23 protein-coding genes and 2 tRNA genes are annotated in these 19,759 nt (G+C 48.1%); 11 read left to right on the top strand and 14 right to left on the bottom strand.

Annotated elements, in window-relative coordinates; all coding sequences use genetic code 11:
* A complete protein-coding gene (locus FAZ30_RS03070; RefSeq protein WP_168190803.1) occupies positions 1-1,386 on the top strand; it encodes an efflux transporter outer membrane subunit in 1,386 nt (461 codons plus the stop codon).
* Between the two features lie 193 nt (positions 1,387-1,579).
* On the opposite strand, the gene FAZ30_RS03065 is transcribed toward FAZ30_RS03070, so the two are convergent.
* Both FAZ30_RS03065 and FAZ30_RS20355 read right to left on the bottom strand, forming a co-directional pair.
* Positions 1,580-2,437 carry a formyltransferase family protein gene (locus FAZ30_RS03065; RefSeq protein ID WP_158613621.1) on the bottom strand — a complete coding sequence of 286 codons (858 nt, stop codon included), beginning with the start codon at positions 2,435-2,437 and terminating at the stop codon, positions 1,580-1,582.
* A 219-nt stretch (positions 2,438-2,656) separates the two neighbouring features.
* Positions 2,657-2,745, bottom strand: a tRNA-OTHER gene (locus FAZ30_RS20355).
* Positions 2,746-2,828: 83 nt separating this feature from the next.
* Between FAZ30_RS20355 and FAZ30_RS03060 the strand changes: the two genes are divergently transcribed.
* On the top strand, positions 2,829-3,983 hold the full coding sequence (locus FAZ30_RS03060; protein ID WP_137008675.1) for a site-specific integrase: 1,155 nt from the start codon (positions 2,829-2,831) through the stop codon (positions 3,981-3,983).
* Between the two features lie 28 nt (positions 3,984-4,011).
* Here FAZ30_RS03060 and FAZ30_RS03055 read toward each other — a convergent pair whose 3' ends face one another.
* The 3 genes from FAZ30_RS03055 to FAZ30_RS03045 all read right to left on the bottom strand — a co-directional run bounded on the left by FAZ30_RS03055 (position 4,012) and on the right by FAZ30_RS03045 (position 6,260).
* Positions 4,012-4,341, bottom strand: a complete 330-nt coding sequence (locus FAZ30_RS03055; RefSeq protein ID WP_137008673.1) for a hypothetical protein — start codon at positions 4,339-4,341, stop codon at positions 4,012-4,014.
* Positions 4,342-4,461: 120 nt separating this feature from the next.
* Positions 4,462-5,823, bottom strand: a complete 1,362-nt coding sequence (locus FAZ30_RS03050; protein WP_137008671.1) for a hypothetical protein — start codon at positions 5,821-5,823, stop codon at positions 4,462-4,464.
* A gap of 11 nt (positions 5,824-5,834) precedes the next feature.
* Entirely contained in the window at positions 5,835-6,260 is a 426-nt protein-coding gene (locus tag FAZ30_RS03045) for a plasmid mobilization protein (RefSeq protein WP_137008669.1), read from the bottom strand.
* 260 nt (positions 6,261-6,520) lie between these two features.
* Here FAZ30_RS03045 and FAZ30_RS03040 point away from each other — a divergent pair, with 260 nt between their 5' ends.
* On the top strand, positions 6,521-6,832 hold the full coding sequence (locus tag FAZ30_RS03040; protein WP_137008667.1) for a hypothetical protein: 312 nt from the start codon (positions 6,521-6,523) through the stop codon (positions 6,830-6,832).
* Positions 6,822-7,028: a hypothetical protein gene (locus tag FAZ30_RS03035; protein ID WP_137008665.1), complete on the top strand. Its 207-nt coding sequence runs from the start codon at positions 6,822-6,824 to the stop codon at positions 7,026-7,028. The genes FAZ30_RS03040 and FAZ30_RS03035 overlap by 11 nt, the downstream gene beginning before the upstream one ends.
* 196 nt (positions 7,029-7,224) lie before the next feature.
* Here FAZ30_RS03035 and FAZ30_RS03030 read toward each other — a convergent pair whose 3' ends face one another.
* The 8 genes from FAZ30_RS03030 to FAZ30_RS02995 all read right to left on the bottom strand — a co-directional run bounded on the left by FAZ30_RS03030 (position 7,225) and on the right by FAZ30_RS02995 (position 13,432).
* Positions 7,225-7,749, bottom strand: a complete 525-nt coding sequence (locus FAZ30_RS03030; RefSeq protein WP_137008664.1) for a hypothetical protein — start codon at positions 7,747-7,749, stop codon at positions 7,225-7,227.
* Between the two features lie 201 nt (positions 7,750-7,950).
* Positions 7,951-8,316, bottom strand: a complete 366-nt coding sequence (locus FAZ30_RS03025; RefSeq protein ID WP_137008662.1) for a helix-turn-helix domain-containing protein — start codon at positions 8,314-8,316, stop codon at positions 7,951-7,953.
* 104 nt (positions 8,317-8,420) lie between these two features.
* Entirely contained in the window at positions 8,421-8,756 is a 336-nt protein-coding gene (locus FAZ30_RS03020) for a hypothetical protein (RefSeq protein WP_137008660.1), read from the bottom strand.
* A gap of 284 nt (positions 8,757-9,040) precedes the next feature.
* Complete coding sequence (locus tag FAZ30_RS03015; protein WP_137008658.1) at positions 9,041-9,574, bottom strand: hypothetical protein; 534 nt, start codon at positions 9,572-9,574, stop codon at positions 9,041-9,043.
* A gap of 1,045 nt (positions 9,575-10,619) precedes the next feature.
* A complete protein-coding gene (locus FAZ30_RS03010; RefSeq protein ID WP_137008656.1) occupies positions 10,620-10,880 on the bottom strand; it encodes a DUF4149 domain-containing protein in 261 nt (86 codons plus the stop codon).
* Between the two features lie 123 nt (positions 10,881-11,003).
* Positions 11,004-11,966: a hypothetical protein gene (locus FAZ30_RS03005; RefSeq protein WP_137008654.1), complete on the bottom strand. Its 963-nt coding sequence runs from the start codon at positions 11,964-11,966 to the stop codon at positions 11,004-11,006.
* Positions 11,963-12,925 (bottom strand): DNA-methyltransferase, encoded by a 963-nt coding sequence (locus FAZ30_RS03000; protein WP_205676641.1) that lies wholly within the window; start codon positions 12,923-12,925, stop codon positions 11,963-11,965. The genes FAZ30_RS03005 and FAZ30_RS03000 overlap by 4 nt, the downstream gene beginning before the upstream one ends.
* 27 nt (positions 12,926-12,952) lie before the next feature.
* Positions 12,953-13,432 carry a hypothetical protein gene (locus FAZ30_RS02995; RefSeq protein WP_137008652.1) on the bottom strand — a complete coding sequence of 160 codons (480 nt, stop codon included), beginning with the start codon at positions 13,430-13,432 and terminating at the stop codon, positions 12,953-12,955.
* A gap of 61 nt (positions 13,433-13,493) precedes the next feature.
* Between FAZ30_RS02995 and FAZ30_RS02990 the strand changes: the two genes are divergently transcribed.
* Positions 13,494-13,568 (top strand) — tRNA-Arg (locus tag FAZ30_RS02990).
* Positions 13,569-13,809: 241 nt separating this feature from the next.
* Here FAZ30_RS02990 and ispB read toward each other — a convergent pair.
* Complete coding sequence (ispB, locus tag FAZ30_RS02985) at positions 13,810-14,778, bottom strand: octaprenyl diphosphate synthase (protein WP_124644597.1); 969 nt, start codon at positions 14,776-14,778, stop codon at positions 13,810-13,812.
* Between the two features lie 192 nt (positions 14,779-14,970).
* Here ispB and rplU point away from each other — a divergent pair, with 192 nt between their 5' ends.
* From rplU to FAZ30_RS02955, 6 genes are all read left to right on the top strand, one after another.
* Positions 14,971-15,282 (top strand): 50S ribosomal protein L21, encoded by a 312-nt coding sequence (gene rplU / locus FAZ30_RS02980; protein WP_059284477.1) that lies wholly within the window; start codon positions 14,971-14,973, stop codon positions 15,280-15,282.
* Between the two features lie 12 nt (positions 15,283-15,294).
* The gene (gene rpmA, locus FAZ30_RS02975; RefSeq protein ID WP_103523498.1) at positions 15,295-15,570 is read left to right on the top strand and encodes a 50S ribosomal protein L27; all 276 of its coding nucleotides are present in this window, start codon (positions 15,295-15,297) and stop codon (positions 15,568-15,570) included.
* Between the two features lie 149 nt (positions 15,571-15,719).
* Positions 15,720-16,922, top strand: coding sequence for a GTPase ObgE (gene obgE / locus FAZ30_RS02970; protein ID WP_137008650.1), 1,203 nt, complete (start codon positions 15,720-15,722; stop codon positions 16,920-16,922).
* A gap of 418 nt (positions 16,923-17,340) precedes the next feature.
* The gene (locus tag FAZ30_RS02965; protein WP_124644599.1) at positions 17,341-18,120 is read left to right on the top strand and encodes an ABC transporter substrate-binding protein; all 780 of its coding nucleotides are present in this window, start codon (positions 17,341-17,343) and stop codon (positions 18,118-18,120) included.
* A 236-nt stretch (positions 18,121-18,356) separates the two neighbouring features.
* Positions 18,357-19,046 (top strand): ABC transporter permease, encoded by a 690-nt coding sequence (locus FAZ30_RS02960; protein ID WP_124644600.1) that lies wholly within the window; start codon positions 18,357-18,359, stop codon positions 19,044-19,046.
* Positions 19,043-19,756: an ABC transporter permease gene (locus tag FAZ30_RS02955; RefSeq protein WP_124644601.1), complete on the top strand. Its 714-nt coding sequence runs from the start codon at positions 19,043-19,045 to the stop codon at positions 19,754-19,756. Before FAZ30_RS02960 ends, FAZ30_RS02955 begins: the two co-directional genes overlap by 4 nt.
* The last annotated feature ends 3 nt before the right edge of the window (positions 19,757-19,759 follow it).

Raw genomic sequence — 19,759 nt, 5'->3', positions numbered from 1 at the left:
ATGACTGCTTTATCCACGCGGCCGGCGCTGGCCGCCTGCCTGATGGCCCTGGTGCTGGCTGGCTGTGCCATCGGCCCCGACTACAGCAAGCCCAAGATGGATATCCCCACGGCCTTCAAGGAAGATGGCCGCTGGAAGAGTGCCACCCCGCAAGACGCCAGCCCGCGCGGTAACTGGTGGGAGGTTTATCAGGACCCGCAGCTGGATAGCCTGATGGCCACGCTGAACCGGCAAAGCCCCACCATTGCCCAGGCCGAGGCCAACTACCGTCAGGCCCGCGCCTTGCTGGATCAGGCCGAAGCCAGCCTGTGGCCCACGCTTGGCACCACCGCCAGCAAGAGCCACGGCGTCAGCACTGCCGGTGGCAGCGTTGGCAATCAGTACAATCTGGCCGCCACGGCCAGTTGGGAAGTCGACCTGTGGGGCACGGTCAGTCGTGCGGTAGAAGCGGGCAGTGCCAAGGAAGCCGCCAGTGCCGCCCAGCTGGAAGCCATCCGCCTGAGCAGCCAGGCGCAGCTGGCTACGGCCTATCTGCAACTGGTGGTGGCCGATGTGCAGCTCAAGCAATTGCAGGGCAGCGAGGCCAATCTGCTGCAAAACCTGCAGCTGACGCGCAACCAGTTTGCCGTGGGCATGGTGTCGGATGACAGCGTGGCGCAGGCCGAAAGCAGCTGGAAAACCGCCCAGGCCGCCCGGGTGGACAAGCAGCTGAGCCGCGCCCAGCTGGAACATGCCATTGCCGCCGCATTGGGCGTGGCACCAGCCAGCTTCTCGCTGCCGGCCAGCAAGACCTTGCCCCATCTGCCGCAATTACCGCCGGGCCTGCCGTCTACCTTGCTGGAACGTCGCCCGGACATTGCTGCAGCGGAACGGGCGGTGGCGCAGGCCAATGCCGAAATCGGCATTGCCAAGGCCGCCTACTTCCCCACGCTGACGCTGGCCGCCAGCGGCGGCTACAAGAGCAGCAGCTTTGCCGACTGGGTCAGCCTGCCCAACCGCATCTGGAGTCTGGGACCGCAACTGGCACTCACCCTGTTTGACGGTGGCTTGCGCCGTGCCCAGACCGCAGCCGCCATCGCCAGCTACGATGCCAGTGTCGCCAGCTATCGCCAGACCGTGCTGAGTGCCTTCCAGGCGGTGGAGGACAATCTGTCAGCCCAGTCGCTGCTGCAGGAAGAGGCGCAATACCAGCAGTCTGCGCTGCAGGCTGCGCAAAGGGCAGAAGGCATTACCCAGAACCAGTACCGTGCCGGGGTGGTGAGCTATCTGAATGTATTGACAGCGCAGAACAGCCGCATCAGTGCGGAAAACAGCCTGTGGAGTGTGAAAAACCGTCAGTACACCGCCAGTGTGGCACTGGTGTCTGCCTTGGGCGGCAAGTGGTAGTACGGGTCATTTCCACCATGCAAAACAGCCCGTTGCGGTAATGCCGCTCACTTAACTGAAAAGCACCGTCTCCTCGCATGGGGAAACGGTGCTTTTTTTGTGGTTTCAGACACTCTTCAAGTCAGAAAATCAGCCCCAAAATCCTTAAGTGAACGGCATTCGCCCGTTGCGGGCTGTTTTTTGGGGAGGGCGCTCAGAACGGTCGCCGGCCGCTCACCACCCCTGGCGCCTGCACGCTCCACTCGCTGATCACCAGAAAGCCATCAGCCACGGCAAACAGCATGGACAGGTCCACGCTGCGTACCAGCGTGCCGGGCTTGAAGGCGTGAGGCTCCAGCCAGCCCTGCGCGCGGTGCACCACGAAACCCACCCCGTTGGCTTCGGCCAGACAGTTGATGTCGCCAAAGGCGCGCAGCTGGCGCTGGATGCTGGCCAGCGGACCGCACAAATCCAGCGTGCGCTCGGCCTCGCTCCAGCGCGGCCAGTAGCTGCCCGCGGCCTGTGGCTGCGCCTGTTGCCATTGCGTGGCGAATTCTGGAATAACCCGCCGCGCCAGCTGCTCCAGTGCCAGCTGGCATTTCCACTCCAGCGTGCTCAGCGTTTCATCCGCCGCCATGGCAAACAGTTGCTGGTCGAGCACTGCTCCGCTGTCAAATTGCTGCTCCACCACATGGCAGCTCACACCCCACTCCGGCCTTTCTTCCAGAATCGCCCGCACCAGTGGATACGGCCCACGGCCCTCCGGCAGCGGGGAAGGGTGGAAATTCACCGCATGCGCCAGATGGGGCCTCCAGTCCGGCACCCGCCAGTCGTAGCTACCCAGCAACAAGGTGTCACAACCTTGCGCGGCCAGCGTGGCCAGATCGGCGTCGGTGATGGGGGAGAGTTGCAGCGGAATGCCCAGCCGCGCAGCCTGCTCGATCACCTGGCGGTTGTCATGGATTTTGCCATCCAGCGGTGAGGTGAAAATCTTCAATGGCCGCCAGCCGGCTTGCAAGGCGATATCGAGCAGCACCTTGAAACGGTCGGTCAGGGTAATGGCAAAGCGCATGGCAGATTCCTGCGGGGGGAGACTTGCAGGTATACCAGCTAAGCAGGCAGCGCTGTCATTCTTTACAAATAACTTAACAAATATGCGCTCAGGTCTGCTGGTGTGGCATTGGTGTGCTGGCGAGGGGAAGAGCAGATGATTGGCGGGAAAGATGGCGAGCATGAATGTAAAAACCGCCTGCTGACAGGCGGTTTTTACCGGGTGGCATGGAGCCGTATCTGGTGTCCCCAGCAGGAATCGAACCTGCAATCTTCCCTTAGGAGGGAACACTAACAAGTTGAAAAACTCCTTATGCAGCAACCACTTACAGTGGTGATGTACGCTATCCTAACCACAATGTTCCAAATTTGTTCCAAGTTCCAACTTGGACGTTCTAAAAGGAGTGGTGAAGATGGCGGGGAAGTTGATCACTGAACGTGTTGGCGTCAATGGCGATGTGTCGTTCTTGGTGCGTGTGCGCGAAGCTGGTGTTGCTGTAAGCAAGACCTACAAGACAAAAAAAGAAGCTGAAAAATTCATTCGTGAAGTCAAGTCAAAAATTGATCGTGGTGAGTCGGTAGACATCACCAAAATCAAGAAGCTGACTTTGGCTCAAACTTTCACCGAATATTTAAAGCACAACACTGTTGCCGATGGCAAACGGTATGACCTTGAAAAATTGAAGTTGGAGATTGGAAAGGTTCCTCTTGGAAATTTCAAATCTGGAACGTTTGCCCTCTACTTGAAAACCAAACTAGAACAAAAAGTTCCAGATCAAGCGACTAAAAAGAAAGCTAGTCCGCTTTATGCTGGTCATAAAATTTTGGATGTGAAAACTGGTGAGATGGTCAAAAAGACCTACAGCGAAAGCACCATCAGGAAGCTTTATTACGCTATCAAAACCTCTTTGGCGTGGCACGCCAAACACCATGATTACACGTTTGACCGTAAGCCATTTGATGAGAATTCGCCTCCTAAAGCTTGGATTCCAAGGGATCGGATTCTTGAAGTTGGTGAACTAGATAGCTTGCTGGCTGCTACAGAAAAAATGTATGTGAAGCGCGAAGAATTGAGGTGCCTTATTCTTTGGCAATATTATTCTTGTATGCGTGCCGGTGAAAGTCTTCTTATCAAGTGGGATGAAATTCATTTGGATGAAAAAAATCCAAGTCACTCATACATTTTTGTTCCCAAAGAGAACACAAAAATTGCTGATAAAAAGAATGCCGAAGATCGGAAGGTTCCACTAAGGCCAGAGTTCTACCACTTCATTAAAGACAGGCTTATGAAGTTGAAGAAAGATGGTCAATCGTTGGTGTTTGGTGACTATTGGAAAAGTAGTTCTGTTCTTGCTGCTCGGTTCAAAGTCATCTGCAAAAATGCCAAAGTTACAAACTTCAAAATTCACGATTTAAGGCATTGTGCTGTTAGCTGGTATTTTGTGAATACAAATTTGACTGACATTGAAATTAGTAAAATTTCAGGTCATATTGAGTTGGGCACTTTGAAACGATATGCCACTTTAAGGCATAGTGACATTGGCGCTAAACTTTGGGCAAAAGCATAAATAGGAAAAGCACCTTTGGGTGCTTTTTTTATGATTTCTTATCCTTGAGCCACTGATTGAATTGTTCTTCGGTAAGCTGTTGATCATCAATCCACCATTCCTTGTAGCCTGTACCCCATTCAACGGCAGGGCCATCCTCACGGTGCCATTTACCATTGATAGACCACTTTTTGACAGTGTAGCCAAGATAGGATTCAGCTAGTTCAATAGCAGGTCCATCAGTGCGATGCAGACGGCCATGCAAATTCCAATGTTTGTTGCCATTTTTCCATTCAATGGCTGGCCCATCTTCACGATGAAGCTGATTGTTCATGTAGTAAACAGTATTGTGTGGATTCTTGAAAATTCCATGTTTCATATTTTCTCCATTGTGCATGCTTTACATCTAACAAAATAAATTATGCTGTCAAGTTATAATCATATGAACTTAACTGAAATTGGAAAGCACCTTCGGGTGCTTTTTTATTGGGCCGAATACTTAATATTTTTTCTTGATGCCACTGAATCGTTCTGATTCTTTGAGTTTTCTAATGCGATCAGCTTCTACTGCTGCACCAATCTGCTGTTCAAGTTTCATAGCTCTAATTTTCAAAGATGCGGCCTTGGCTGGATCTTTGGCATTAGCAATTTGACTTCTCAAATCAGACAATTGAGCTTGAAGATTTCCAATAGAAGCATTTGAACTGCTACCCATTGGAGTAGGGCCAGAAGATCCACTTTCTTTAGTTGGTGATCCCTTCATTCCTGGTTGACCGGCTGTAGGCTGCTTCTGAGCGATTTCAGGAACTTGCTTAGGCGCTGTGCTCACCAATGGCGCTTGCACTTGTGTAGGGGCCTTCTGTGGTGTCTGCTGAACTTCTTTCACTGGTGCAGACTGCTTAGGAATTGCCTTGGCACCATACAAACGGTTTCTGTTGCTTCTTCCAGTCATGGGAGTAGTAATCAGCTTCTGATTAAAAGACTTTCTTGATTTAGTCAATCGTGCAAGAGTTGATTGCACCTTTTGAAAATCAGCATCATTAAGTTGCCTTCTGTATGGAGCATCCTTAGTAGCAGACTCAATTTTCAATTTCTGAAAATCGGCGCCGTGTTCATAAACTGGACCTTTTAAACGAAAAGCTTTTTGTGATCCGTGAATTTTTAGTGAGATGAACTTATCGTTTACTCTGGTGATTTCACCAAAGTTTTCTAGGTAATCACATAGCTGCTGCCTGCTGTTAATTTTTCCTTGATGAATCTGATAGGCAACATTGGCGCTTATGTTGTCCTTATCTGGTTTGATAACTCTAATTTGCTTGGCAAGTGCTGAATCTGAATGTGGCAAAACCTTAGTTTCAAATTTTGAAGAAGATGCTTTGAGTGGATCTCTGACAACTTGGTCAAAACCAAGAATGTGATTCCAGGTTGCATCAAATGCGTCCTTAAAATCTTCTTTTGCTTTGCCAGGTGGAAACGGATTTATTTGCCTGCCAGTGGTTAATTCAGTCAATGGGATGACGTAATTCAACTCAATACGATTTTTATCTTCATGGATATTCCAAAAGTCTGTGAAATTTACGCCATGTTCAAGGCCGGCCATGAAGGTGGCGCGGAATGATTTAACTACTTCCATAAGCTCTTTATCACTTGGTCGTTCATTTGGTTCAAAGGCCAAGGTTCCAGTAACATACTTCTGTTTTCTATCTATGCTTTCACAAGCAATAAGACAATCATTTTCACTTCCGGTGAAAAATCTAGGCTTAGGATTTCTCTCCACGCCTTTATGATCGTGGTCGCCTTTAAGATAGTTAATCGCTTCTTGAACTGAATTCGTGCGATGGCCTTGAACGGCATTAATCACAAAACCAAGCCTTAAATTTTCTTCTGTACAGAAAATTTATCTTTGATTTCTTGAATGGCAAACAGTGTATTTTTCAGATCGTCTACAAGTAATTTTGTCTCTTGTTTTGTAAAATCTGTTTTTAAACTTAGCTGCTTTGCGATCTGATTCAAATTTTTTCCTTGTTTATTTAGCTCCGCTAAATACTTTCCTGCAAGGATGCGATCTTGCTGCTTTTCTTCAAAGTAGAAGTCAATCTTCTTTTCATTTCCTTTGAAGATGGTGTTGCGAACATAAGAAGCCATTGAATTAAATTGAGTTTTATTCCATGACTCTTTCAATGCTATGAACTCAACTGGTGACAAACGAATGTCTAATGAGTGAGTGCGTTTGTATAAATGATCATCAGCATTGCCATGTCTTCCTGGGTGCAATTTTGGTTCTAATTCTTTGCTCATATGCTCTCCTTTTTATTTTTGTTTTAAGCATTTTTAGGGTCTTAGGGTGGAACCCTAACAAGAGATAAACCACGTTGGTTAAGCCCGTAAGGGGTTAAGCGACGGTATGGTTTATTTGTCTTGCTGTTCTGTACTCTTAATTTTACGAAATTAAAAAGTAATGTCCACGATTATGAAAAAACTCGATAGCTGACATTCTCGGAATAGGTCTTGTTTTATCTATCTGATTTCTTATGCTTCATAAAAACAGGAGAAATTTTATGAAGGGTTGCAAGAAAAAAACTGCGTTTATTCGCAACGAAGATGCTCAGTGGATTGATGATTACTTGATCACTGCGGGGCAGTCAGATAACTTCGGAATGGTAGTTAGAAATGCAGTGAGTGAATATGTGCAGAAGAAAAAAAAGGATCGCGCTGCTGTCTATTTCAAGTTCATTGGTGAGGAAAACTGCAAGGCTCTTGAAGAATATGCAATTAAAAATGGAAGTAATCTAGAGCAATTGATCAAGGAAACACTGATCCAAAAATCAAAGTATGTTTCAAAAATGGTTGGAAGCAAAAATGAAAGTTGAGTTCAACTATGACAAAAGCCAACTCACTTCAATTGATGAATTGACTGTTTCAGTGGCAGACTTGAGGGACTTGGTTCAAGCTTTTACTATTGGAAATGATGCTCAAAAGATTCAGGAATTGAAAATAATTCTTGAATCAATCGTGAGAAAAAATAGACTTCTTCCCGGTGCTGTTGGCGTAATTAGCTCTAACTAAACGCACTTGGCTGGTGCCGGCCCCGGCCTCACATATTGGAAGAACGGCGAAGCGTTCTCACTACGTGCGCCAGTTGTAAGAGTAATTTTTCATCGACCTGCTTTATTTTCATTCGAGAAAATGAAGTGGGTGCTCCCGCAGGGATGGGGTAAAAATGAAGAAATAAAAAAAGCACCTCATGGTGCCTATTTCATTCCTACCAACTTGCGCATTGACCGTTTGCCTTTCTGTAGCCAGGTCCCCCGCGACTTCCACACCCACCAGAGCCACCGGGATTTCTTTGAGACATTAAATCTTGAAGCTCTAATTGATTTTGTTGTTGTAGATTGGCGGATGCAAGTTGATTTGCATTGGTGCAATTTTGTTGTGCAACTCTCATCATCTGTCTATCCTGATTACCTAATGCTGCCTGTTGAAACATATTAGTGAAACTGCCATTCCACATAGTGCTGGCTCTATCTCGCCATTGTTGATCTAATCTTTTCACTTCATCGCATGCAGAAATAGAAACAGAAACAGAATTGGTCTGCTGGCTCACCTGAACAGGCATTAACCAATTGTAATTGTCATACTCAGGGTTGTAGTTTGTTGTTAATGGGTTGTAGGTAATCGGTGCCAAATTATGAATCGGAACATAATGGCCATCATCTGCTGCATAAGAGGTGGATAGCAGAAGAAATAGAACTGTGGGGATTGATAGTTTTTTTATATTTATTTTCATGGTTTTCCTTTTGTTTATATCAGCGTAAGAAAATACCAAGACAAATCAATAGTGTTTCACTAAAAATAAGATGTTCTATTGCTTCAAAAATTCTATTTGCTAGAATTAATATAAGGCTGGTTGCTTTAGCGATTAACTAATGCACTTTTGATTGACGTGGGCACTATTCTGCAACTAAGCTGCCCAGAAAAATGACACCTGTTAGGAGTCTATTTTTGATTTGCCTTTTGAAATTAGACAAATTTTCTCGACAATTCTGACAATGTGGAGTCTATCGGCTCGTTTAACTCCTTGTAAAAGGCTGGCAATGTGTTTGGCCTGGTCATCAGGTTTTGAACTGATGCCAACTAGAAGTTCATCAAGCTCACACTCAAAGATTTCAGCAATCTGAATCAATCTCAGAATGTCCGGTGTGGAAGTGCCTTGCTCATATGCACCATACGACTTGGAAGTGATATTAAGACGTTCAGAAACCTCTTCTTGTGAATAGCCTGTTTTCACTCGCAGCTTCTGCAAGCTCTTACCGATCACCTGCAATCGTTGTATGTCTTTGGGTGACTTTGCCATGTGTAGTGTTGACAGTTAAATTCATATGATTTTGACTGACATAGGCGCAGAGATCAACAAAAAAGGCTCCAAATTGGAGCCTTTGTTTTTGGTGCTGCTGAAGCTTAGTGTGCAGGAGCTTTTGCAACCAACTCTTGAAGCATTTTGCGTTCGTGGTTGGTGAAAGACTTCATGATTGAATCGTAGCTAACATTAATAACCATCGTCATTGAGTTTCTAAAATTCTCGTAATGCAATTGGCTCATATCAATGTCTTGCTGGCGCATTTGAAACAAAGCATCAATCATTTGATAAACGGCTAGAAAAGCCTTGATTTTTGATGTTGTGGTGCCTTCAATGGTTTTAATCATTTGAATAGCTTGTTGAACTGTTGAATCCTGAAGAGCTTCTTCAAGAGTAAAAGCACCGTTAGGGACTGCGATAAGATTAAGTTGGTTCATGATATTTTCCTTTAATTTAAATCATATTTATTCCCTCCTTTCCATGTAGCCAATCTACATAGTAGGTATAAAGTGGGTAGTCACTACAGTTAGTCACTGAATAGGTATTTGATCGCTTTATTTGATTGACTTCTTTGTGTCGCCAACCAATAGAACGAACTGTACGCTTGTCAGTGAAGAAGGTACATGCAGTGGCACGTGAGGTCCTAACGTCTGACGTTAGGTCGTAAAAAAAGCACCTGACGGTGCTTTCTGTATATCTCTATTCAGAGTGCCTTTGTGATTTACTCAGTCAAGATTTTTTCAATATGGAACTCAGAGGTGAATTTGTTCAATGCTGCCAATCTCTGATCATCTTTCATGTATATATTCAAATCTAGAGAAAGTTTGCGAGTGGTTTTCCCTGGTGGCAAATCTTCATCACTTTTGTAGCTAACAGTTTTCACGACATCACCAAAGGCGTCTTTAATAATCACATCACCAAGAAAACCTTTCAAGGTTTTACCGCTGGTATTTTCAATTTCAACGTCCACATTCACTTTATCGTAAGCTTTTAACATGTCAAAATAATGCCCTTGTATATCTGTCACCTTAAGACTTAATTGACTTGCAAGTCCATTATCATTTGGTTTTGCTGTTTCCTTAGATTGAGTTTGTGAGGCTACAGATCTAACTTCTGGCTCTTTATCGTGGCGGCTAGAAGAACCTCCTGACAATGTATAAAAAGTCCAAATGATTGCAGATACCACGATGAGGCCAATCATTACCCCCAAGAATTTCAATATTGAACCGAATGAATTGAGTATTTTATCTAGCATATTTTCTCCGTTTTGTTATGGTTTTAGACTAACAAGAGAATTATTGTTGTCAACATGCCTGTGTCAATAAATTGGCGCCACTCCATTTTTATTTACTATCGTAAATCTCTAACGAGTTAATGGTCGTTTGAAGGGTATTAATCAGAAATTATTGGTTATTGATGGTACACAGCTTTGTATTTTTCTAAAGAAAAAGACAAAGCCTTACCCTACGATTTTGAATAAAATCGTTTTGCTTTTGTCTCTTTTCATTCAATTGAAAAGACCCCAGTAAGTGGTTAGCTACTCACTGAAACCGTAGTCGTTTTCTGCCAATCTAACAGCAGTGTGCAGGATCTCCACGGCATCCATATTTCTATGAACTAAGCCTTAACCTTTTGCTTTGCACAACCCAACTTCTTGCCTTGAGGAATCGGCATGAATAATTCCTCATCAGTAGTCTGAAAGAAACTCCATTGTTCGCAAACAATGGCATTTGTGTTATTGGGCTCTTTCATTTGGCGTGCTTGCAACTTCTCGCCAGTTGCATTCGGACTTATCTTATGCCGTATCGCTGTAATTTTGCCAAACTACTACACTCTAATGAGCCATGCAATTTTCGTCACACAAATGACTGATTAAATACTTTCAGGATTTGGAGTCTGCTTGTTGTTATAGGCGCATGGTCGTTATTTAGTGCCTAAATCACTCAAGTTCTGCATTTGTTCGTCGCTGTATTATTCAACCATGAACAAGCATCCTCTACTTTCCTAACTTCTTCCTGGATTGATTGAATGCTGATTCCAAGGTCTTATGGTTGCCTTGTGACATATAACATATCAATCCATCTTTCATTCGGGCATAAAAAATGCCCAACAATTCCTTGTTGAGCAATTTGCTTGGTATTCGGTATTGACAATCTGTCAAAAATTCATATCATTGAATTGCACAGCCTCGGAAACTGTTATCGTACATATATTGAAAATCTAAGAGTTGTCAATAGCGCGATAAAAAAGCCAGTCAATTGACTGGCTTTTTGTTTTCCAATTGGCAGAAGGTGCTAATTTTACTTTCTACATTTGTTGATTTTTGCTTCTTCGGCAATGACCTCTGGATGTCCTTCTTTTTGTTTTGCCATCTCATTTATGTATCTGTCTTTGTAGATGTTGCATTCCTTTAGTGGTTTGAACATTTGACCTGCCACTATTTTATACATCTGATTTGAAATTAGCTTCTGCGCAACTGGTACCACTACCAAGAATAAAAATATAAGTCCTCCAAATCCAATTGCAGCAGATAGCAAAAACTTATTCAATTCTTTCTTCATTTTTCCATTCATAATTTTCTCCATTTATTTTTTACAATAACTATATTTTGGAGAAAATCAATGCTGGTTTTAAATAAAAAAAGGCCAGTCTTAATGACTAGCCTTTTTATGATGATTTAAAAATTATTCATCATCAGTTGGTTCTTCTTCCTTGATGGCGATTTCTTCTAGTGTTTGACCTGGGCGATCTAATAGCTCCCATAGGTCAGAATAGAAGAAATGATCAATGGTCTTTATGTGCTGTGAGAGTAAAGCATCTTCTCTCATATTTGGACGAATATCACAGTAATAAACTCCGTCCAATGGATTTAGTTTGACTGTGTATGCCTTGAAATGACCGGGTAAGAACGTGGCACTTACACCATATTCGTTCTCTCTTTTGGTTTTCTTGCGCTGCACATCATTTAGAAAGATTGCTATGTGTGGAAGTGCAGTATCGGTAAGCCGATTGTATAAAAACTTATCCATAAAGACTTTATCAATTCTGTCTTTGCTGGAAGTTTTTACTGAGCCAATTATTTTCAACTCATTTTCTTTGCTTAACAATAAATCGTGTTGATAGCTAGATTTAAAAAGCTCTGTCCCATCTGCATCTTTTACTGGAACCTGCATTGTTCCAGATACACAATCAACGTTCATGGATACGATAAGCAGCCTAATAAGTCGCTCGAATAAATCGCCATTGACTTTTCTAGCTTGGTTAGATTTTCCAGCAGGTAGACCATCTAAAGCAGCACCAACAGATTGTTGAAGCGTATAAATAGTGCGAATTAGGTTTTCGCGTAAATCACCGGATGGCCGCTGTCCATCTCGCAATTGTTCTAGTGTTAAATTGAATTGTTGTGCAGCTTGTTCAAAACTATTCGCGTCGTACATCAATGCTGAATTGATTGGACGTGTAATGTTAAAGCTGCCTTCTTGTTTGTATTGAAAAAACTGGTAGTGGCTCTCATTTTGTGAAATGATGCGCGCCTGTAATTTGGTGTCTACATACTCCAGATACCGAGTGCAGAAATCAATATAGTCTTCAATTGAATTGAAGCGTTCTTTATTGGTTGCGTGACTAACCAGTTGCGTAAGACTCATCGGATTGATTCCCTTCTTTCTGCGGTTTTTCGATCATGTGCTATCCACTCTTCTTTTGTCATGCGTCTAACACTTTCAATTCTTTCTACAGCCCATTTGTTGTATTGAGGGTCAAGGTCGCAAGCCATCCATTTACGATTTAGCTGTTCAGCTACAACTGCTGTTGTTCCAGATCCAGAAAATGGGTCAATCACTAAATCTCCTTCATTGGAAGAAGCTAAGATAAATTTACGAACCAATTCTTCAGGCTTTTGTGTTGGATGTGGTGTCTTTTCACCCATGCCATTGCAAGTTGTTGGAATGTCAAAAACATCTTTTGGTTTTGCACCTTTTGGATGTGGTGTCCAATTGTCGCGCTGCTTATTTACACCTTTACCATACGCACTTGATTCGGCTTGTGGATGTGATGGATACTTAAGGGTATGGGCGCCGTATGGAGTGCGAACATCATCAATGTTGAGTTTCGCTGAATCAGATTTTCTAAAGTGGATGATGCTTTCATGAGAGCGTCCCCATTCACTTCCTAAATTGGCTTTATTTTTATAATGCCAAATCAACCACCTGCAATGCTTGAAATACTTTGAGGCCGGGTGTTTTAGATCAGCAAGAATTTCAGAAAATCCGCATACATATAGTGATCCTGTTGGTTTTAAAACTCGTGAAGCTTGCTTGATCCAAGTGATAGACCATTCAATGTACTTCTCTTGACTTTCAAAATTATCCCAATCCGCCTTTTTTATGTTGTAAGGTGGATCAGCAAACACCAGATCAACGCTTGAGTCATCTAGTGATTCAAGCCAATCAAATGAATTGCCTTGATAAAGCTTTCCATTTGCATGCTCATACTGAAGTTGAAACCCTGTTGTTACTGGCTCAAAAAGTTGTTCTTTTTTGACAGCGTTTTCTTCGATTGGGGTTGTGGCAAAATCAAAAGACATATTATTCTTTGGTTTTTCCATTGTTCTGCTCATAATAATTTACCCCAATTATTGTTTTTCAACGGGTTCTTTTAAACCCTTGGTTGGGAACTTTTGTTCAAAACGATCTTTCATTTCTTTCTTGGTGGCATAGTCGTTCAAGTTTGCTGCCAAGTTCAGCATAGCAGTTGCACGTTCTTCCAAAGACTTGGCAAAGGCTCTGAGCATGAAGATATGGGACAGGTCCTGAACTGGTGCTGTGGACTTGGTTGGCTTCTTCTTGACGGTGATCTGTGGTGCTGGCGCTTCTTCTGGAACTTCTTTAGTTGGTGTGGTTTCACCATTCAAAAGGAAGTTTGCCACGTCATAAACTGAGTAGTAAACAAGTCGTCCAATGTTCTTGAAGGGGATCGGAAAACGGTTTTCTTTTCGCAACTTTGATTGCTGCTTGGAAGTAAGTGGAATTACTTCAGACAGTTGTTCAGGTGACATCAACAACTTGCCTTTGGTCTTTTCCTTCAAATTATCAATAAGTTGTTGACTGACCATCTTGTATATCACTTCTTGTCTAAAGACTCGCACACATGCTACAGTAGCGGGCTGATCGTGTGTCCCTGTAGTTCAATGGATAGAACAGGTTCCTCCTAAGAATCAGATCCAGGTTCGATTCCTGGTGGGGACACCACCGATTGACGCCACATAAAAAAACAGGTAGCCACGTGCTACCTGTTGTCGTTTCTGGCCCTTACTTTTCCATCTTCGTGTGCCAAATTTGTTCCAAGACTACCTTGGATCAAGGTGGATTTCGAGGGATTAGCAGAACCTGCTTCCCATACAAATCAACAACTTAGCTTTGGTTTTGCACCCTCCCAAGTCGCTTAGGAGGGGAAAGTTATATCCATTTAACTATGGAGACAGAAAGGGGTTCAGGCGTTGCGCTCGACCGACAGGCGGGCCAGTTCGACCAGTGCCTGTTTCACCGGGGTGTCCGGCAGCTCGGCAATGGCTTGCACGGCCTGTTCTGCGGCCTTGATGGCCTCGCCCTTGGCGTAGTCCAGCGCGCCGCAGGATTGTACCGCACGGAGCACATCGTGGAAACGGTCGCGGCTGGCGTTTTCCAGCGCCTGGCGTACCACGTCGGCAGCGGCGGCATCGCCCTGGCGCATGGTGTAGATCAGCGGCAGGGTGGCCTTGCCTTCGGCCAGGTCGTCGCCCAGGCTCTTGCCGATGGTCTCCGCGTCGCCGCTGTAGTCCAGTACGTCGTCGATGATCTGGAAAGCTGTGCCCAGGTACATGCCGTAATCAGCCAGTGCCTTGACCTGCGCCTCGTTGCCATCGGCAATCAGCGCACCGACGCGGGCAGAAGCCTCGAACAGCTTGGCGGTCTTGTACTGGATGACCTGCAGGTAGTCCTGCTCGGACAGTGCGGTATTGCCGATATTCAACAGCTGCAATACTTCGCCTTCGGCGATGATGTTGGTGGCTTCGGCCATCACCTGCAGGATCTGCATATTATTGGTGGTGACCATCATCTGGAAGGCGCGGGTGTACAGGAAGTCACCCACCAGCACGCTGGCGGCATTGCCGAATAGGGCATTGGCGGTTTCGCGGCCACGGCGCATGTCGGATTCGTCCACCACGTCGTCGTGCAGCAGGGTGGCGGTGTGGATGAACTCGATCATGGCGGCCAGTTCGTACAGATGCGCGCCTTCGTAGCCCAGCGCCTTGCCGGACAATAGGGTGAGTACCGGGCGCAGGCGCTTGCCACCCGCAGAGATGATGTATTCCGCCACCTGGCGGATAAGCACTACATCGGAATGCAGGCGCGCGCGGATGACGCCATCTACGGTCTGCATGTCTTCAGCGATCAGGGTACGGAATAGCGGGGTGGACACGGTTTTAGCCAGTTGTTGGTTTTAGCGAAGCCAGAAGCGCGGAATGTTACCAGAAAAGCCTTGCAGACAGCCATGCCCAGTCTGGCTGTGCGGCTAAACTGATGAAATTATTGACAACTTTGAATCGACTGCGTATAGTTTCGCGTTCTTCTCGCGTGATGCGGTGAAGATCCCTCTTTAGGAGCTAAGCGAATGTATGCGGTCATAAAAACCGGCGGCAAGCAGTACAAAGTTGCCATCGGTGAAAAACTCAAAGTAGAACAGATACCTGCAGACGTCGACAGCCAAATCGTACTCGAAGAAGTGCTGATGGTCGCTGACGGTGAACAGGTTGTTGTAGGCGCCCCGCTGGTAGCTGGTGCCACCGTTACGGCTACTGTCGTTTCCCACGGTCGTGGCGACAAGATCCGCATCTTCAAGATGCGTCGTCGTAAGCACTACCAGAAACATCAGGGTCATCGTCAGAACTTCACCGAAATCCGCATCGACGCGATTTCGAAGTAAGGATAAACAGTCATGGCACACAAAAAAGCAGGCGGTAGCTCCCGCAACGGTCGTGACTCCGAAGCCAAACGCTTGGGCGTTAAGGCTTACGGTGGCGAACTGATTCCGGCAGGTTCCATTATCGTACGTCAGCGTGGTACCCGTTTCCACGCAGGTGAAAACGTTGGTCTGGGCAAGGATCACACCCTGTTCGCCAAGGTTGACGGCTACGTTCAGTTCACCATCAAGGGTGCTCTGCAACGCAAGATCGTTACCGTTGTTCCGTACACCGGTGTAGACGGCGAATAATCGCTTTCTGCAGACAAGAAAGCCCTATCCTGTGAGATAGGGCTTTTTTTTATCTGGCTTGCTGTCACGCAGCAGGCCTGGCGAGGGGCAAGGCGTGAGGGCTGGATGCAGCATCGCAACCTTGACGCCTGACTCCTCAAGGAGGATCTATGAAATTTATCGACGAAGCCCGTATTGAAGTGATGGCGGGCAAGGGCGGCAATGGTGCCGCCAGTTTCCGTCGCGAAAAGTACGTGCCCTTTGGTGGCCCGGACGGTGGCGATGGCGGCAAGGGTGGCAGCGTGTATGCGGTGGCGGATGAAAACGTCAACACCCTGGTGGAATACCGTTTCGTCAAAAAATACCTGGCGCAGGATGGCGAACGTGGCCGCGGTGCCGACTGTTACGGCAAGGGCGGTGACGATATCGAACTGCACATGCCGGTGGGCACGGTGATTGCCGACCACGATACCGGCGAGGTGGTGGCCGACCTGACGCACCATGGCCAGCGGGTGATGATTGCCCGTGGCGGCAAGGGTGGCCTGGGTAATATCCATTTCAAATCCTCGACCAACCGCGCGCCGCGTCAGAGCACGCCGGGTGAAGAGGGCGAACAGCGTACGCTGAAGCTGGAACTGAAGGTGCTGGCCGATGTAGGCCTGCTGGGCATGCCGAACGCCGGCAAGTCCACCTTTATCCGCTCGGTATCGGCGGCACGCCCCAAGGTGGCGGACTATCCGTTTACCACCCTGCACCCCAATCTGGGTGTGGTGCGCATGGACGATACCAGCAGCTTCGTGATTGCCGACATTCCCGGCCTGATCGAAGGCGCGGCGGAAGGTGCTGGCCTGGGCCATCGCTTCCTCAAGCATTTGCAGCGTACCGGCCTGTTGCTGCATATCGTGGACGTGGCACCGTTCGACCCGGAGGTTGACCCGGTGCGTGAAGCCCGTGCCATTGTGGCCGAGCTGGAAAAGTATGATGACGAATTGCATGGCAAGCCGCGTTGGCTGGTGCTGAACAAGCTGGACATGCTGCCGGTAGAAGAGCGCGACCTCACCGTGTCGGCCTTCCTGGAGGCCTATGGCTGGCCCAAGACCCAGCCGGACGACAGCCTGGGTTTCGATGTGGACACGCCGCGTGTGTTCGCCATTTCCGCGCTGACCCACGAAGGCACCCGCGAACTGGTGCGCGCCATCGACAACTATCTGCGCATCATGCGCGCCCGCGCCCGTGCTGCGGCCGAAGAAGCCGAGCGCCTGGCTGAAGAGGCCCGCCTGGCACGTAAGGCAGCTGCCCGTGCCCGACAGGAAGAGATCGAGGCCGCCAAGGCCGCTGCTGCCGCGGCCAAGGCTGCCGGCGAAGACAAGTAAGCAGCTGGCTGCGGTTTGAAAAGCCGGTTTCCCTGGTGGGAGCCGGCTTTTTTGCGTCTGCGGCGCGGCTGTTTGAGGACGAATGACCGGTACTGGGCCTGGCTGCTGGCGTGAGCTAAGTGTTTTTACTTGCGCTTGTTGTATTTTGTACTCAAAAATACAATCGAATGCGACTTGATTTTCCATTTCTGGGCGTTTACTTTGCCTGCTGTCGTCTCCGGTCAGGGTGGATGCGTTATTTATCCTGTATCCGGAATCGAGTTTCTGGACAATTTGCGCTATTCATATAACCATGCAGGCAATCAGCTGATCTGCCCAAAAGGCAGGGCATGTTGATGCGGCGTATCGGTATGTCGCGGTGGCAGGGGCTGCCCGGCATGTTGTGAACAAATAAAACAAAGCAGTAAGGAGAAGTCTGATGAGAAAAGTGATTACCGCCGTTTCTCTGGCACTGATGGCCACTTCTTTTGGCGCATTCGCCAAGGACTGGAAGGAAGTTCGTTTCGGTGTTGATGCCAGCTACGCTCCGTTCGAGTCCAAGGCACCAAGCGGTCAGCTGGTCGGCTTTGACATCGATCTGGGCACCGAAATCTGTGCACGCATGAAGGCCAAGTGTGTCTGGGTGGAAAATGACTTTGACGGCATGATCCCTGCCTTGAAGGCCAAGAAATTTGATGGCGTGCTGTCTTCCATGTCCATCAACGAAGCGCGCCTGAAAGAAATCAACTTCTCGGCCAAACTGTTCAATACCCCGACCCGCATGGTGGCCAAGGCCGGTTCCGGCCTGCAACCGACTGCTGCTTCGCTGAAGGGCAAGCGTGTAGGTGTTGAGCAAGGCACCATTCAGGAAGCCTATGCCAAAGCGCACTGGGCACCGGGCGGTGTAGAAGTGGTTCCTTACCAGAACCAGACTCTGGTGCTGGCCGACTTGGCTAGTGGCCGTCTGGACGCCTCGCTGCAAGATGCCATCCAGGCTGATGAAGGCTTCCTGAAAAAGCCGGAAGGCAAGGGCTTTGCTTTCGCCGGTGGTGACCTGAACGACCCGAAAACCCTGGGTACCGGTGCCGGTATCGGCCTGCGCAAGGAAGATACCGATCTGAAGGCTGCCATCGACAAGGCGATTGCCGGCATGCTGAAAGACGGCACTTACAAGAAAATCGAAAAGAAATACTTCAAGTTTGACGTATACGGCAAATAAGTCGTAACACAGACTGAAGCACAGCGCCCCGGCGGAGTCTGACCGGGGCGCGTTTTCATAACGGGTACGGAGGAGATGCGTAACACCCACTGTTACGTCCGTATCCATGTTGTCTTGCACACCACTCATCTGCAGCTATCTGTGCTGCCACGGCTTGCCTGTGGCGGCCTGCGGCATGGCTTAGGGCTGCCTGCGATCTGCGTGTGCAAGGGCATAAACATACAGGGGAAACGGCCATGTTTCTGGATGGATTCGGGCCTATCATCCTGGACGGTGCATGGGTCACGCTGGAGCTGGCGGTAATGTCGCTCCTGGTGTCTTTCATCATCGGTCTGGGAGGCGCTGGCGCCAAGTTGTCGAGCAACCCGTTGCTCAAGGGCATTGCCACGCTTTACACCACATTGATTCGCGGCGTACCGGATCTGGTACTGATGCTGCTGATTTTCTACAGCCTGCAGATCGGCATGAACCATCTGACCGAATGGCAGGGCCTGGAGCAGATCAACCTCAACCCCTTCGTGTCCGGCGTGTTCACCCTGGGCTTCATCTACGGGGCCTATTTCACCGAGACCTTCCGCGGTGCCTTCCTGTCCGTGCCCAAAGGCCAGATCGAAGCAGGCATTGCCTACGGCATGAGCGGCTGGCAAACCTTTTCCCGCATCCAGTTTCCGCAGGTGATGCGCTTTGCCCTGCCCGGTATCTCGAATAACTGGCAGGTGATGCTCAAGGCCACCGCCCTGGTATCCATCATCGGCCTGTCCGATGTGGTGAAGGCGTCGATCGATGCCGGCAAGAGCTCCTACAAGGTGTTCTTTTTCACCGTGGTGGCCGGTGCCATTTATCTGATTCTGACGTCGGTTTCCAGCCTGGTACTGATGTGGCTGGAACGTCGCTATTCCACCGGCGTGCGGGAGGCTGAACTGTGATCGACATCATCCAACAATACTGGAAAGCCTTCCTGTGGACCGATGGCTACCATCTGTCCGGCCTGGCGGTCACCATGTGGCTGCTGGTGGTTTCCATTGCTTTCGGTTTCTGCGCCTCCATTCCGCTGGCCATCGCCCGCGTGTCCCGCTCCAAATGGCTGTCGCGCCCGGTATGGCTGTTCTCCTACGTGTTTCGCGGCACCCCGCTGTACATCCAGCTGCTGTTTTTCTACACCGGCATGTACAGCCTGGATATGGTGCGCGATGTGGACATCCTCAATCACTTTTTCCGCGAAGGGTATAACTGCACCATTCTGGCCTTTGGCCTGAATACCTGCGCCTATACCACCGAAATCTTCGCTGGCGCCATCAAGGCCACCCCTTATGGCGAGATCGAGGCTGGCCGCGCCTATGGCATGAACAAGTTCACCCTGTACCGCCGTGTGATCATTCCTTCCGCACTGCGCCGTGCCCTGCCGGCCTACAGCAACGAAGTGATCCTGATGCTGCATGCCACCACCGTGGCCTTTACCGCCACCGTGCCGGACATCCTGAAAGTGGCGCGCGATGTGAATGCCGCAACGTATGACTCGTTCAATGCCTTCGGTCTGGCGGCGCTGATTTACCTGTGCATCACCTTCATTCTGGTGGCCCTGTTCCGCAAGGCGGAAAGCAAGTGGCTGGCGCACCTGCGCCCGATGAAGGCCTGAGCA

Source organism: Aquitalea aquatilis, from assembly GCF_005155025.1.
Taxonomy (GTDB): Bacteria; Pseudomonadota; Gammaproteobacteria; order Burkholderiales; family Chromobacteriaceae; genus Aquitalea; species Aquitalea aquatilis.
This window is presented reverse-complemented; position numbering and strand designations above follow the sequence as displayed.

Coding starts and splice junctions, on each gene's coding strand:
- FAZ30_RS03070 (WP_168190803.1), top strand. CDS start 1: ATGACTGCTTTATCCACGCGGCCGGCGCTGGCCGCCTGCCTGATGGCC.
- FAZ30_RS03065 (WP_158613621.1), bottom strand. CDS start 2,437: ATGCGCTTTGCCATTACCCTGACCGACCGTTTCAAGGTGCTGCTCGAT.
- FAZ30_RS03060 (WP_137008675.1), top strand. CDS start 2,829: ATGGCGGGGAAGTTGATCACTGAACGTGTTGGCGTCAATGGCGATGTG.
- FAZ30_RS03055 (WP_137008673.1), bottom strand. CDS start 4,341: ATGAAACATGGAATTTTCAAGAATCCACACAATACTGTTTACTACATG.
- FAZ30_RS03045 (WP_137008669.1), bottom strand. CDS start 6,260: ATGAGCAAAGAATTAGAACCAAAATTGCACCCAGGAAGACATGGCAAT.
- FAZ30_RS03040 (WP_137008667.1), top strand. CDS start 6,521: ATGAAGGGTTGCAAGAAAAAAACTGCGTTTATTCGCAACGAAGATGCT.
- FAZ30_RS03035 (WP_137008665.1), top strand. CDS start 6,822: ATGAAAGTTGAGTTCAACTATGACAAAAGCCAACTCACTTCAATTGAT.
- FAZ30_RS03030 (WP_137008664.1), bottom strand. CDS start 7,749: ATGAAAATAAATATAAAAAAACTATCAATCCCCACAGTTCTATTTCTT.
- FAZ30_RS03025 (WP_137008662.1), bottom strand. CDS start 8,316: ATGGCAAAGTCACCCAAAGACATACAACGATTGCAGGTGATCGGTAAG.
- FAZ30_RS03020 (WP_137008660.1), bottom strand. CDS start 8,756: ATGAACCAACTTAATCTTATCGCAGTCCCTAACGGTGCTTTTACTCTT.
- FAZ30_RS03015 (WP_137008658.1), bottom strand. CDS start 9,574: ATGCTAGATAAAATACTCAATTCATTCGGTTCAATATTGAAATTCTTG.
- FAZ30_RS03010 (WP_137008656.1), bottom strand. CDS start 10,880: ATGAAGAAAGAATTGAATAAGTTTTTGCTATCTGCTGCAATTGGATTT.
- FAZ30_RS03005 (WP_137008654.1), bottom strand. CDS start 11,966: ATGAGTCTTACGCAACTGGTTAGTCACGCAACCAATAAAGAACGCTTC.
- FAZ30_RS03000 (WP_205676641.1), bottom strand. CDS start 12,925: ATGGAAAAACCAAAGAATAATATGTCTTTTGATTTTGCCACAACCCCA.
- FAZ30_RS02995 (WP_137008652.1), bottom strand. CDS start 13,432: ATGGTCAGTCAACAACTTATTGATAATTTGAAGGAAAAGACCAAAGGC.
- rplU (WP_059284477.1), top strand. CDS start 14,971: ATGTATGCGGTCATAAAAACCGGCGGCAAGCAGTACAAAGTTGCCATC.
- rpmA (WP_103523498.1), top strand. CDS start 15,295: ATGGCACACAAAAAAGCAGGCGGTAGCTCCCGCAACGGTCGTGACTCC.
- obgE (WP_137008650.1), top strand. CDS start 15,720: ATGAAATTTATCGACGAAGCCCGTATTGAAGTGATGGCGGGCAAGGGC.
- FAZ30_RS02965 (WP_124644599.1), top strand. CDS start 17,341: ATGAGAAAAGTGATTACCGCCGTTTCTCTGGCACTGATGGCCACTTCT.
- FAZ30_RS02960 (WP_124644600.1), top strand. CDS start 18,357: ATGTTTCTGGATGGATTCGGGCCTATCATCCTGGACGGTGCATGGGTC.